The organism is Streptomyces sp. KMM 9044 (genome assembly GCF_024701375.2).
Lineage (GTDB): Bacteria > Actinomycetota > Actinomycetes > Streptomycetales > Streptomycetaceae > Streptomyces.
The window spans coordinates 1,720,159-1,733,219 of record NZ_CP113910.1; the positions used below are offsets into that span (position 1 = coordinate 1,720,159).

A 13,061-nucleotide genomic window follows, 5' to 3' on the forward strand; every position below is an offset into this window, starting at 1 on the left:
TTTCCATCTCACTGTGGTCCGATTTCCACACCATCACGCGAGCGTCTCCGCCACAGAGAGGAGGGGTGAGCGAACAGTTTCCCGGCACTCTCCGGATCGTCGCGGGCGCGCAAGGTGCCGACGACGGACGGGAAGGCGGAACCTCGGCCGGTGGCCGCGCGAGAGTCCTGCGGGCCGGACTGGCCCGGTCCGCGGGACGCGGACGCTCAGCCCGCCGCGGCGAGGACCAGAGGAAGGACTTGTGCGGCGCCTGCCCTGCGGAGCAGGCGGGCGGCGACCGCGAGGGTCCAGCCGGAGTCCGTGCGGTCGTCCACCAACAGGACAGGCCCCTGCTCGTGTGCCAGGGCGTCCGCCAGTTCCTCGGAGACGGCGAAGGCACCGGACAACGTCTTCAGACGTTGGGCGGAGTTGCTGCGGCGGGCCGTGTGGACGCCGTCCGGCGCGGTGTACGTCAGGGCGCCGAGGAGGGGCAGGCGGCCGACGGTCGCGATGCCCTGGGCGAGGGAACCGACCAGCTGCGGACGGGTGAGGGACGGCACGGCGACGACTCCCACCGGCCGGGCGGAGGCGTCCGGGCCGTCCGTCGCCCAGCCGCCCGGAGAACGCGCCCAGTCGGCGAGGACCTCCACCGCGGCCCGCAGGACGTCGTCGGGGACCGGCCCGTCGGGCGCGTTCTCGGCCAGCAGCGGGCGCAGCCGGTTGCCCCAGCCGATGTCCGAGAGCCGGCCCAGGGCGCGCCCGGTGGAGCACTGTTCTCCTGCCGGGATGCGTCCCTTGAGGTCGATGCCCAGGGCCGGCATCCCCGTCGGCCACATCCGGCGCGGCTCGACCTCCACCCCTGGGCGGTCCAGCTCCTTCGCCGCCGCCGTCAGGGTCTCGGTCGAGACGGAGGGATCGGCCCAGGGCCCCACGCAGTTGTCACACCGGCCGCACGGGACCGCTCCTTCGTCGTCCAGCTGCCGCCGCAGGAACTCCATCCGGCACCGGTCCGTGCTCACGTAGTCGCGCATGGCCTGCTGCTCGGCGGCCCGTTGCCGGGCGACCCAGGCGTACCGCTCGAAGTCGTAGACCCACGGTTCACCGGTGGAGCTCCAGCCGCCCTTGACCCGCTTGACCGCGCCGTCCACGTCGAGCACCTTGAGCATGGTCTCCAGGCGGGTGCGACGGAGGTCGACCTGGGCCTCCAGGGCCGGCACGGAGAGGGGGCGTCCCGCCTCGGCCAGGGCCGAGAGGGTCTGCCGGACCTGTTCCTCGGGCGGGAAGGCGGTGTCGGCGAAGTAGCGCCAGATGGCCTCGTCCTCCTTGCCCGGCAACAGCAGCACATCGGCGTGGGCCACGCCCCGGCCCGCCCGGCCGACCTGCTGGTAGTAGGCGATCGGCGAGGACGGGGAGCCCAGGTGGAGCACGAAGCCCAGGTCCGGCTTGTCGAAGCCCATCCCCAGCGCCGAGGTCGCGACCAGCGCCTTGACCCGGTTGCCCAGCAGGTCGGCCTCGGCCTGCAGCCGGTCGGCGTTCTCCGTGCGCCCGGTGTACGAGGCCACCCGGAAGCCACGCTGTCGCAGGTGGGCGGTGGCCTCCTCGGCCGCCGCGACGGTCAGCGTGTAGATGATCCCGGAGCCCGGCAGCTCGTCCAGATGTTCGGCGAGCCAGGCCAGGCGGTGCGCGGCGTCCGGCAGCCGGACCACGCCCAGCCGCAGGCTCTCACGTTCCAGCGGGCCGCGCAGGACCAGGGCCTCGCCGGCGCCGGTGCCCAGTTGCTCGGCCACGTCCGCGGTGACACGTGCGTTGGCGGTCGCGGTGGTGGCCAGCACCGGCACACCGGGGGCGAGGTCGGCGAGCATGGCCCGCAGCCGGCGGTAGTCGGGGCGGAAGTCGTGTCCCCAGTCGGAGATGCAGTGCGCCTCGTCGACCACCAGCAGGCCGGTCGTGGCCGCGAGCTTGGGCAGCACCTGATCGCGGAAGTCCACGGAGTTGAGGCGTTCCGGGCTGACGAGGAGAACGTCGGTCTCGCCGTGCCCGACCTCCTCGTAGATCGTGTCCCACTCCTCGGGGTTGGCCGAGTTGATGGTGCGCGCCCGGATACCGGCCCGCGCCGCCGACTCGACCTGGTTGCGCATCAGTGCCAGCAGCGGTGAGACGATCACCGTGGGGCCGGAGCCACGGCGGCGCAGCAGAGCGGTGGCGACGAAGTAGACCGCCGACTTGCCCCAGCCGGTGCGCTGCACCACCAGGGCGCGCCGGCGTTCCTCCACCAGGGCCGCCACGGCCTGCCACTGGTCCTCCCGCAACCGCGCCGGGCCATTGGGGTCGCCGACGAGCTCGGCGAGGACGGCGTCGGCTTCGGTGCGCAGCTCCAGGGTGTTCATGCCCCCATGCAACCCGATGGCTACGACGGTCGGCCACTTCACCCCCGCGTTCATCTCGCGGCGGCACCCCGGCGTCCTCGAAGCCGGCCACTGGTCACCGGACCCGCACGTCACGTACGGACACGGCGGGACCGGGCACCGCCTGTGTGCTCCGACGGCACACAGGGCAGGGATATAAACTCCCAATCATCTGATATCGATCGGCTCGCACGATTGCTCGTTGCCGCATCCTGGTTCGACAGGAAGAATTGAGGTCCGCACCCGTACGGCTCGTCCGCCGCTCAGGTTGGGCTCCGTTGCGTGCGCACTCCCCCGAATCCGACCCCGCCCGTCGTCCGGGCGTAGCCGAAGGGAGGACCATGACCTTCGGATTCGCTCCGTCCTCGGCGGCATCTCTGTCCGCACCCGCCGCTTCCGCCACTCGTCTGCTCGAACCCGCGGAGTGGGCTGCCGCGGGAATCCCGCTGCTGCGCAACCCGCGTGAGGTCGTCAGCGGACTGCACGCCCGGCATCACCCGGGGCCGGCGACCGCGATCGTCGCCGTACTCGACCAGGACGAGCGGGTGCGGGCGAGCGCTTCGTTCACCCGCCGCGCCGCCCCGCCCGACGGCTGGATGTTCCGCAACGCGCTGCTGTCCCAACTGCGCCGGGTCATTCCTCACGACCTGCGGCGCCGCACACCGGTGCGGACCGCTGTCCTGCTCTGCTGCCGTGACGGCGACGCACGTTGGACGGAGGAGGACGGCGCGTGGATGTGGGGGCTGCGGGACGCCTGCACGCTGCACGGGCTGCGCTGCGGGGCGTACATCACGCTGACCCGCGACGGCTGGCAGGTGCTCGGCGAGGACCGCGGCGGGCGTCGGCCCAGCACCGGCTCCGCACCGGAACCGTTCGCCACGGCCGAGGCACCGCCGCACACACCGCACACACCGCGCACCGGTGGTGTCGCGTCCGACGTCCTGCGCCGCGCGGCAGCGCGCTGAGAGCCCACCGGACGCCCGGGAGCCAGGGCTCCTTCGACGCCGCTACCCGCGCGGCGGAACAGCTATGTCATGGCGCCCGTACGGACGGGCGCCATGACATCGTCTCAGACGCCCGTACCCGTCATCGAGTTGATCCGCTGCGGATCACCGCAGACGATCAGCAGGGTGGTGGCCTTGGTGTGCGCCACGGCCAGGGCCGACGTGATCACCGGCTCGGCCCCCCCGTTGACCGCGACCACGACGACGGGGCGCGCTCCGGCACGGTCCGCGACAGCGGCGTCCGCGTAGAAGACGTCGTCGGCGGCAGCGTGCAGGGCCCAGTAGGAGGCCTCGCCGAAGGAGCGTTCGTGGGTGGCCCACGGGTGCGGCTCGCCGGTGGTGATCACCAGCACGTCACCCGGGGCGCGGCCCGCGTCCAGCAGCAGGTCCACGGCTTCCTCGGCGGCATCGAGCGCCCCCTGGGCGGGTGCCGGGATCAACTGGATCTGGGCGCCGGCCGCAGCGGGAGCGGTCGGCTTCGAAGGGACGGGGTCGGCCGCCGCAGGAGCATCACGCGGCGTACGTTGCGCCGAAGGCGCAGGCCGGACCGGGCCGGGCCGACCGGGACGCGGCGGTGCCGCGGGGCGGGGACCGGGTACGGGGCGGGGGGTCGGCGCGGTACGGCCGCTGGCCGGAGTGGCGCGGGGACCCTGGGCACTCTCGTGAATCTGAGGCTCCTCGGGAATGAGAGGCATGGGCTGATTTTTATCAAACATTGGTACGGCTTGCGCCGCCGGGTGGCACATGAGTGCGAACGGAATCGTCAGAAATCGAAGCCGAGCTGACCCTCGATCGCCGGAACGCTTCCATCCGCCCAGCTACGGACCTTCTTGAGATGCCGCCACTGGGGCAGCGCATCAAGATACGCCCACGACAGCCGGTGGTAGGGGGTGGGCCCCCGGACCTCCAGCGCGGCCCTGTGCACGGGTGACGGATACCCCGCGTTGTCCGCAAAACCGAAGTCTGCATGCTCGGAACCCAGTTCGGCCATTATTTTGTCGCGGTGCACCTTGGCGATCACCGAGGCCGCCGCGACCGCCACGCACGACTGGTCACCCTTGATCACGGTGCGGACCCGCCAGGGCGCCCCGAGATAGTCGTGCTTGCCGTCGAGTATCACCGCGTCGGGACGCACCGGCAGCCCTTCGAGCGCGCGCACCGCCGCCAGCCGCAGCGCGGCCGTCATCCCCAGCTGGTCGATCTCCTCGTGGGACGCGTGGCCCAGGGCATACGACGTCACCCAGTCCCGCAACGTCCGGTCGAGTGTGTCCCGTCGCTTGACGGTGAGGAGCTTGGAGTCGGTGAGGCCCTCGGGGGGCCGGCGCAGTCCGGTGACCGCCGCGCAGACGGTGACGGGGCCGGCCCAGGCGCCGCGCCCCACCTCGTCGACACCTGCGACGGTCTTCGCCCCGGTCGTGGCGCGGAGGGAGCGCTCGACAGCGTGAGTTGGTGGTTCGTACGGCATGGCGCCCTTAGCGTACGCCGCCCGTGACGGCCCGCGACACCCAGGTTCCCCGAGCGGTGGCAGAGTGTCGGCGACCTCGGGCCAGGGGCCTGCCGGCCGCAACAGCAAAACCATCAGCAGGTCGATCGTCTCCTCCACGCCGACGTCCGTTCATTCACTTCCGCACATCTCGGACCGGTACCTCCTCATCGCCGGGACGACCTCGAAGACGTAGCTGTTCGCCGCGCCGGCACGTATCTCTCCGCACCCGGTTCCTCGCTCGATCACTTCTCGGAGCATCACGATGGCCGGTTCCACGACCCCTTCGAAGATCGCGGCACGAAACCGCTCGACCTGCATGGAATCGCACTCGTGAATGACCGAGCGCAGGGCGGGGCCCGGTCGGGAGAACATCCCGTCGCGCGCTCGCGGGCACAGGGCCGGCAGGTTGCCACGCACGTCGCCCGCGTCCGGCGCCACGTCGAGGGGGCGGCGGCCCGCCGGCCGCCCGAGCCCTGGGGACACGAAGTGCTCCCGCAGGGCATCTCGACGGCCTTCATTCCGGCCGCCGTCATGGCCGCACTCGCCCTGCTCACCGCCCGGTCGGTGATCCGGGTGCGCAGGAGCGGCCTGGAGAGGCTCGCCTGCTCCGCCGGACCGGGCGCCGGCCGACGGGGCCGCCCCGGAGGACGCCGAGCCGCCCCGCGGCTGTCAGGACGGCGGTCACGGAACCGAGCAGCACGGTGAACTGCTCGTCCACGACCACCTCTGACAGGGCTCGGGACTGCACAGCCGCCGCCTCGTCCCGGGCCTCATGTCCCACACGGCTGATGTCCCGACAACGAGCGGACGGTCACGGAGAGTTCTCATAGCGCACGGAGAGTTGCGGAAGCTCGCGCGCCCGCACCGGCGACCGTCGGCAACGGCCCTCCGCGCACGCACCTGCCGGACCGGACCGCTCCCCGCACGGCCGGGCCTGCCGGAGCTACACCGGCATCCAGTTCGGGAGCGCCTCGACCCGCTCGGCCCACCCGGCGGGCGGCGCCCCGGCCTTCCCTGCCGCGATCACCCCGCCCACGATGGCGCAGGTCGTGTCGGCGTCCCCGCCCGCCTGGGCCGTGGTCCAGAAGGCCTCTTCGTAGTCGCTCAGGGCTCGGGCGGCCGACCACAGTGCGAAAGACACGGTGGCGTGGGCCGTCGTCCGCCGTCCGCACCCCAGTACGGCGGCGACGGTGGCCGCGTCGCCGTAGTCGAACATGTCCCGGGCCCGGCGCAGTCCCGCACCGACCGCGCTCTTCCTGGGCACCAGCGCGACGACCCCGTCGAGCAGCGCTTCGGGACCGGGCGGCCCGCCGGGGGCCGCGGCGAGTGCGGCCGCCGCGGCGACGGCCATAGCGCCGACCACGGCCTCGCGGTGCTGGTGGGTGGGATAGGCCGAGATCTCGGCCTGGTGGACCGCCTGCTCCGGATCGTCCGCGTACCAGGCGCCCAGAGGTGCGATGTGCATCGCGGCGCCGTTGCCCCAGGACCCCTGGCCGTTGAAGAGGCCGGCGGCGAGTTCGCGCCAGTCACCGCCTTCGCGGACCAACCGCAGCAGCCGGTCGACCGCGGGCCCGTAGCCGCGGTCGAAGTCGTGACGCCGGGCGAAGGACTGCGCGAGGGCGTCCTGGTCGACCCGCCGGTGGGCGGCGAGGACGGCGACGACCGAGCAGGCCATCTCCGTGTCGTCCGTCCACGGCCAGGAGCCCGGAGGCAGCTCACGGTGCATGAGCAGCGGATGGTTCACCGGGACGAAGAACTGCGAGCCCAGCGCGTCCTCCACGGACAGTCCGCGCAGACTGGCCAGGGCGCGGTCGAGGCGCCCGGCGGTGGTGGAGGTCGGCGGTCATCGCTCTGCCGCCCTATCCGGTGATCCCGTACGGTTCCGGCTGCCGCCACTGCTCGAAGGGCCGGTCGAGCGTGTACTTGCCCTCCTCCCCCAGAACGAGCACCCGCATCTCGGCGTTACCGGGGTTGGACAGGGACTCGAACTCCGCCACGGTCCAGTGGAACCAGCGCATGCAGAACAGCCTCATGGCAAGACCGTGCGTCACGATGAGGACGTTCGGCGGGTGGTCGGGGGCCTCGAAACTGCGGAACAGGCTCTCCAGGAAGCCTCCGACCCGGTCGTAGACGTCAGCACCGGACTCGCCCTGGGCGAAACGGTAGAAGAAGTGGCCGTACGCGTCCCGGTACACCTTCTGCAGACGGACGTCCTTCTGGTCCTGCCAGTTGCCCCAGTCCTGCTCACGCAGTCTCGGCTCCTCACGTACACGTATGAGCTCCGGATCGAGACCGAAGGCGCACAGCGTCTCGTGCGTGCGGCGGTAGGGGGACACGTACACGCTGACGTGTTCCTCGCCGAACAGGTCGTGCAGCCGTCTGCCGGTCTCCTCCGCCTGCCGTCGGCCCCGCTCGGTCAGGGCCAACGCGTGATCGGGTTCGCGCTCATAAACGGTGTCGTCAACATTGCCCGTTGATTCACCGTGCCGGACAAGGACGATGCGCCGTGGTCGTACCATACTGAAACCCTAGAACGGCTGACGGCAGACCGAGCACCCGTATGCGACCCATACGGCACAGGTCACACACTTCCCGCGCTTCGGGGCCGTTCCGCGCGCTGGGACGTCAGACCGTCCAGACCGGCTCCATGTCCACGATGTCCCCCGTGAGCGCGGCGATGTCGGCCTCCGTCTGCGCCCGCAGGGCGAGGCGTTCCACGCGCTCGGTACGGTACTTGCCGTGCTCGGCCGCCGACCACCACATCGACAGCACCAGGAACTCATGGCCGGGGGCCTCGCCGAACAGTCCCCGGACCATGCCGGGCGAGCCTGCCATCGCCGGGTTCCAGACCTTCTCGTGCATCAGCACGAAATGCTCCGCCCGCTCCTCGTGGACGCGGCACAGGGCCACTCTCAGCAGGTCGACGTCCGTGAAGCGCGGTTCGAAGCCGGTCTTCACGTCGAAGCGGTGGTCGAACAGCCTGACCCGGGCGTCCTTGAAGGTGCCCGACTGAGACGAGGCGAGCCGGTCGTGGGACCGCGCCATGAAGGAGTCGTAGAAGGCGCGGCTCTCCCAGAAGGAGAAGATGTGCGCTACATCCTGTCGTCCCCGGCTCCAGCCCCCGCCCTGTCCACGAAATCCCGGCTCCCCCAGAAGCCCCGCCCACTTCCGCTGTCCCCGTTCGAACCCGCGGCGGTCCACCACGGTGCAGCGAATCCACTTGACCAGCACCGCGCCATCGTAAGGCCGCGGGGCTCAGCCCCGGTCACCCTCGGCGGGACTGCTTCGCCGCACTCACCCGGCCCGGCATGACAGGATGGGCAACCTGCCGGGTTTGCACGGCAGTTGGACAGCAGCTTCTGAAGGGGCACAACGGTCCCAGGGGGAAGGAGAAGACTGGTGAACGGCGTCAACAAGGGCATCGGCAAGGTCGAGATCGCGCTGAGGTGGGACCCGAGTCCCGCGGGACAGTCGGCCACCGACCTGGATCTCGTTGCCGCGCCCTACCCGGCAAGCGATCCGCACGGTGCCCCCTCGTACGTGGTGCACTTCGGCAGCCGCTCTCCCGACGGCACGATCACTCTCAGCCGGGACAGCCAGGACGGCAAGGGCTTCGGCTTCGACGAGGTCATGATGCTGGAGCTGGACCGGCTCGACGCGCGGTACGCACGCGTGGTGGTCGGGGTCGTCATACAGCAGCATCAGGAGCAGCGCACCTTCGCCGGCGTGGGCCGCCCCGGTCTGCGCATCCGCGAGGGGTACACCGTCCTGGCCGAGGACGACTTCAGGGGTGTCCTCGGAGCCACGGCAGCCACGGTCGCCGAGTTCACCCGGGACAGCACCGGCGCCTGGGACTTCCATTCCGGCGTCCAGGGCTTCCAGGGGGATCCTCTGGCCTTCACCCGCTCCATGGGAGCCACCCGCCGCCCGTGAACCGGACCCGGCCACCGCCGGGGTCCGGTTCGGCGGGAAACCGCAGCAGGAACGAGGGAGGGGCACCGGCCGAAGCCGGTGCCCCTCCCTCGTCGGCTCAACCGGTCGCAGCGGGCGGGCACGCCCGGACGAACGGTGTCACACCCTGTCTCAGCTGCAGCCGCTGGTCGAGCCGCAGCCCTCGCAGATGTAGCAGGAACCGGCGCGCTGCATCTTCGTCCCGCAGGAGAAGCAGAGCGGGGCGTCGGCCTGGATACCCAGCTGCATCTCGACCAGCTCGGCGCTGGTGTGGGCCTGCTGCGGGGCGGGCTTGGCCGCCTCCTCCTCGGCCTTCGGCGTGGAGACCGCCTTCAGCTCCTGGGCCGCCCGCGGTGCGGACTGGGCCAGGCCCTCGACGTCGACCTCGTCGTCGGTCGGCTCGTAGGAGCCGGTCTCGAGGTGACGCTGGCGCTCCTCGGCGGAGTGGATGCCGAGCGCGGAGCGCGTCTCGAAGGGCAGGAAGTCCAGCGCGAGGCGACGGAAGATGTAGTCGACGATGGACTGCGCCATCCGCACGTCCGGGTCGTCCGTCATGCCGGCCGGCTCGAAGCGCATGTTGGTGAACTTCGAGACGTACGTCTCCAGCGGGACGCCGTACTGGAGGCCGACGGAGACCGCGATGGAGAAGGCGTCCATCATGCCCGCGAGGGTCGAGCCCTGCTTGGACATCTTCAGGAAGACCTCGCCGAGACCGTCGTCCGGGTAGGAGTTGGCGGTCATGTAGCCCTCGGCGCCACCGACGGTGAAGGACGTGGTGATGCCGGGACGCCCCTTCGGCAGACGCTTGCGGACCGGACGGTACTCGACCACCCTCTCGACCGCGGCACGGATCGTGTCCTCGGTCCTCCCGGTGATCTCGGCCTTCTCCTTCTCCTTGGTCTTGGCGGAGAGGGGCTGGCCGACCTTGCAGTTGTCGCGGTAGATGGCGAGCGCCTTGACGCCCATCCTCCAGGCCTCGAAGTAGACCTCCTCGACGTCCTCCACGGTCGCCGACTCCGGCAGGTTGACCGTCTTGGAGAGGGCGCCCGAGATCCACGGCTGGATCGCGGCCATCATGCGGACGTGACCCATCGCGGAGATGGAGCGCTCGCCCATGGCACAGTCGAAGACCTCGTAGTGCTCGTGCTTGAGACCCGGGGCGTCGATCACGTTGCCGTGCTCGGCGATGTGGGCGACGACCGCCTCGATCTGCTCCTCGTGGTACCCCAGGCGGCGCAGGGCCTGCGGGACGGTGCCGTTGACGATCTGCATCGAGCCGCCGCCGACCAGCTTCTTGAACTTGACCAGGGCGAGGTCGGGCTCGAGGCCGGTGGTGTCGCAGGACATCGCGAGACCGATGGTGCCGGTCGGGGCGATGACGGATGCCTGGGAGTTACGGAACCCGTTCTTCTCGCCGAGGCTCAGCACGCCCTGCCAGGCCTCGGTGGCGGCCGTCCAGATCGGTGTGTCCAGGTCGTCCACGCGGACGGCCTTGTCGTTCTCGTCGGAGTGCTGCTTCATGACCCGCAGATGCGGCTGCGCGTTGCGGGCGTAGCCGTCGTACGGACCGACGATCGCGGCCAGTTCGGCGGAGCGCTTGTACGACGTGCCGGTCATCAGGGAGGTGATGGCGCCTGCCAGGGCGCGGCCTCCGTCGGAGTCGTAGGCGTGCCCGGTGGCCATCAGCAGGGCGCCGAGGTTGGCGTAGCCGATGCCGAGCTGCCGGAAGGCGCGGGTGTTCTCGCCGATCTTCCGGGTCGGGAAGTCCGCGAAGCAGATGGAGATGTCCATCGCGGTGATGACCAGCTCGACGACCTTCGAGAAGCGCTCGACGTCGAAGGACTGGTGGCCCCTGCTGTCGTCCTCGAGGAACTTCATCAGGTTCAGCGACGCGAGGTTGCAGGACGTGTTGTCCAGGTGCATGTACTCGCTGCAGGGGTTCGAACCGTTGATGCGGCCGGACTCCGGGCAGGTGTGCCAGTGGTTGATGGTGTCGTCGTACTGGATGCCCGGGTCGGCGCAGGCCCAGGCGGCCTCGGCCATCTTGCGGAAGAGTGCCTTGGCCTCGACCTCCTCGATCACCTCGCCGGTCATGCGGGACGTCAGGCCGAACTTGCCGCCGTCCTGGACCGCCTTCATGAACGTGTCGTTCACACGGACCGAGTTGTTGGCGTTCTGGTACTGGACGGACGTGATGTCGTCGCCGCCCAGGTCCATGTCGAAGCCCGCGTCGCGCAGGGCGCGGATCTTCTCCTCTTCCTTGACCTTGGTCTGGATGAAGTCCTCGATGTCGGGGTGGTCGACGTCGAGGATGACCATCTTGGCGGCCCGGCGGGTGGCACCGCCGGACTTGATGGTGCCGGCGGACGCGTCGGCCCCGCGCATGAAGGAGACCGGGCCGGAGGCGTTGCCGCCGGAGGACAGCAGTTCCTTGGAGGAGCGGATGCGGGAGAGGTTCAGGCCGGCGCCGGAACCGCCCTTGAAGATCATGCCCTCTTCCTTGTACCAGTCGAGGATCGACTCCATGGAATCGTCGACGGACAGGATGAAGCAGGCGGAGACCTGCTGCGGCTGGGGCGTGCCGACGTTGAACCAGACAGGGCTGTTGAAGCTGAAGATCTGGTGCAGGAGGGCGTAGGCCAGCTCGTGCTCGAAGATCTCGGCGTCGGCGGGAGAGGCGAAGTACTTGTGGTCCTCGCCGGCCTTCCGGTACGTCTTCACGATGCGGTCGACCAGCTGCCTGAGACCGGTCTCGCGCTGCGGGGTGCCCACGGCACCGCGGAAGTACTTGCTGGTGACGATGTTGACCGCGTTCACCGACCAGAAGTCGGGGAACTCGACGCCGTACTGCTCGAAGTTGACCGAGCCGTCGCGCCAGTTGGTCATGACGACGTCACGGCGTTCCCAGGCCACCTCGTCGTAGGGGTGGACTCCGGGAGAGGTGTGGATGCGCTCGACTCGCAGCCCCTTGCCGGCCTTGCTGCTGCCCCTGGCCCTGGAACTCCGTGTCGGACCGCTCGCCGTCTCTGTCATGCCGCCTCCCTGGTACGGGCGAAAACGCCCTGAAGTGCCCCGATGTTCCCGTGGCACGGTGTTTGTCCTGATGCTGCGGGCGCTCACGCACGTCACCCGCAACAGGTCTTCTCATCGCCGCGGCCCGGCCGTCCCCGGCCGCAGGGCCCGCCGGTCAGCCGACGGGCTGGGCGGGTTCCGGGACCTGGGCGGTCCCGCCGGACCCTCCGCCGTCTTCCCGGCCCCCCGCGGCAGCCCTCTCACGGTCTTCGTCGTCCGCGGTGGGGTGCTCCACCTGCCTGAGTTCCGTGATCGCGGCCTCGAAGTCCTCGAGCGACTCGAACGCCCGGTAGACGGACGCGAACCGCAGATAGGCGACGAGGTCGAGTTCCTGCAACGGGCCGAGTATGGCCAGCCCCACGTCATGAGTGGTCAGCTCGGCGCTCCCGGTGGCCCGCACCGCTTCCTCGACGCGCTGGCCGAGCTGCGCGAGCGCGTCCTCGGTGACGGGACGCCCCTGGCACGCCTTGCGCACACCGTTGATGACCTTGGTGCGACTGAACGGCTCGGTCACGCCGGACCGCTTGACCACCATGAGCGAGCACGTCTCCACGGTCGTGAAACGACGGGAGCAGTCGGGGCACTGGCGACGCCTGCGGATTGACGTGCCGTCATCGGTCGTACGACTGTCGACGACACGGCTGTCGGGATGCCTGCAGAAGGGGCAGTGCATGAAATCCCAACCCTCCCTCGCAGCAGACTCCATGGCCCCACAGGGCCCGTTCGGCCCCGCGAAGCTGCTCCAGCATAAGCGATCTCCGAAGACCTCAGGACCGCGGGACCACAACTTCTGGGCAGCTGCTGCAATCCAACCACTAGATGTGGTGATTGACTCATTCATCCACTCCAGCGTGCGTGTCGTTCGGCGCCGGGCGCGAGGCATCCGGCAGACCCTCCTCACGGTGCGCTCACGCGGGGCCACGGTACGGACCCGCGAGGGCTTCGCGCGAGTCCGCGCGGAGCCCCGAGAAGGCCACGCGTGAGGAGGTGTCGCGCGCGCCGACAAGGAGGCGGCACGCGACTCCCGAAGAGACCCGGGAAGGGCCGGGCCGCTCCCCGCGGCAGGTGGCACGTGGCACGTGGCAGGTGGCACGTGGCAGGTGGCACGTGCCACCCGATGACAGACTGGCCCCCGGCCGGGAGGCCGCCACCTCGGCGGCGAAG

General features: G+C 70.4%; 11 protein-coding genes and 1 pseudogene. 3 read left to right on the forward strand and 9 right to left on the reverse strand.

From position 1 onward, the window contains the following. Positions 1 to 206: 206 nt before the first annotated feature. Positions 207 to 2,366, reverse strand: a complete 2,160-nt coding sequence (locus HUV60_RS07770) for a RecQ family ATP-dependent DNA helicase (RefSeq protein WP_257848107.1) — start codon at positions 2,364 to 2,366, stop codon at positions 207 to 209. Positions 2,367 to 2,725: 359 nt separating this feature from the next. Here HUV60_RS07770 and HUV60_RS07775 point away from each other — a divergent pair, with 359 nt between their 5' ends. Beyond that, the gene (locus tag HUV60_RS07775; protein ID WP_257848106.1) at positions 2,726 to 3,349 is read left to right on the forward strand and encodes a hypothetical protein; all 624 of its coding nucleotides are present in this window, start codon (positions 2,726 to 2,728) and stop codon (positions 3,347 to 3,349) included. A 104-nt stretch (positions 3,350 to 3,453) separates the two neighbouring features. Here HUV60_RS07775 and HUV60_RS07780 read toward each other — a convergent pair whose 3' ends face one another. The 3 genes from HUV60_RS07780 to HUV60_RS07790 all read right to left on the reverse strand — a co-directional run bounded on the left by HUV60_RS07780 (position 3,454) and on the right by HUV60_RS07790 (position 5,357). Then, a complete protein-coding gene (locus HUV60_RS07780; RefSeq protein WP_257848105.1) occupies positions 3,454 to 4,083 on the reverse strand; it encodes a hypothetical protein in 630 nt (209 codons plus the stop codon). A gap of 68 nt (positions 4,084 to 4,151) precedes the next feature. Next, positions 4,152 to 4,853, reverse strand: coding sequence for a ribonuclease HII (locus tag HUV60_RS07785; protein ID WP_257850131.1), 702 nt, complete (start codon positions 4,851 to 4,853; stop codon positions 4,152 to 4,154). A 150-nt stretch (positions 4,854 to 5,003) separates the two neighbouring features. Next, on the reverse strand, positions 5,004 to 5,357 hold the full coding sequence (locus tag HUV60_RS07790; RefSeq protein WP_331461982.1) for a TetR-like C-terminal domain-containing protein: 354 nt from the start codon (positions 5,355 to 5,357) through the stop codon (positions 5,004 to 5,006). On the opposite strand from HUV60_RS07790, the pseudogene HUV60_RS07795 reads away from it, so the two are divergent. After that, positions 5,340 to 5,501 (forward strand): annotated as a pseudogene (locus tag HUV60_RS07795) (MFS transporter); the annotation flags it as partial. The gene HUV60_RS07790 and the pseudogene HUV60_RS07795 overlap by 18 nt on opposite strands. Before the next feature lie 316 nt (positions 5,502 to 5,817). Here HUV60_RS07795 and HUV60_RS07800 read toward each other — a convergent pair. The 3 genes from HUV60_RS07800 to HUV60_RS07810 form a co-directional block, all read right to left on the reverse strand. Beyond that, positions 5,818 to 6,654, reverse strand: a complete 837-nt coding sequence (locus HUV60_RS07800) for an ADP-ribosylglycohydrolase family protein (RefSeq protein WP_257848104.1) — start codon at positions 6,652 to 6,654, stop codon at positions 5,818 to 5,820. 79 nt (positions 6,655 to 6,733) lie between these two features. After that, a complete protein-coding gene (locus HUV60_RS07805; protein WP_257848103.1) occupies positions 6,734 to 7,393 on the reverse strand; it encodes a histidine phosphatase family protein in 660 nt (219 codons plus the stop codon). Between the two features lie 106 nt (positions 7,394 to 7,499). Next, the gene (locus HUV60_RS07810; RefSeq protein WP_257848102.1) at positions 7,500 to 8,105 is read right to left on the reverse strand and encodes a YdbC family protein; all 606 of its coding nucleotides are present in this window, start codon (positions 8,103 to 8,105) and stop codon (positions 7,500 to 7,502) included. Positions 8,106 to 8,273: 168 nt separating this feature from the next. Between HUV60_RS07810 and HUV60_RS07815 the strand changes: the two genes are divergently transcribed. Beyond that, positions 8,274 to 8,807 carry a TerD family protein gene (locus HUV60_RS07815; RefSeq protein WP_257848101.1) on the forward strand — a complete coding sequence of 178 codons (534 nt, stop codon included), beginning with the start codon at positions 8,274 to 8,276 and terminating at the stop codon, positions 8,805 to 8,807. A 150-nt stretch (positions 8,808 to 8,957) separates the two neighbouring features. On the opposite strand, the gene HUV60_RS07820 is transcribed toward HUV60_RS07815, so the two are convergent. Together HUV60_RS07820 and nrdR are read right to left on the reverse strand one after the other, a co-directional pair. Then, positions 8,958 to 11,858, reverse strand: a complete 2,901-nt coding sequence (locus HUV60_RS07820) for a vitamin B12-dependent ribonucleotide reductase (RefSeq protein WP_257848100.1) — start codon at positions 11,856 to 11,858, stop codon at positions 8,958 to 8,960. Between the two features lie 154 nt (positions 11,859 to 12,012). Continuing rightward, positions 12,013 to 12,570 (reverse strand): transcriptional regulator NrdR, encoded by a 558-nt coding sequence (gene nrdR / locus HUV60_RS07825; protein WP_257848099.1) that lies wholly within the window; start codon positions 12,568 to 12,570, stop codon positions 12,013 to 12,015. Positions 12,571 to 13,061 lie beyond the last annotated feature (491 nt).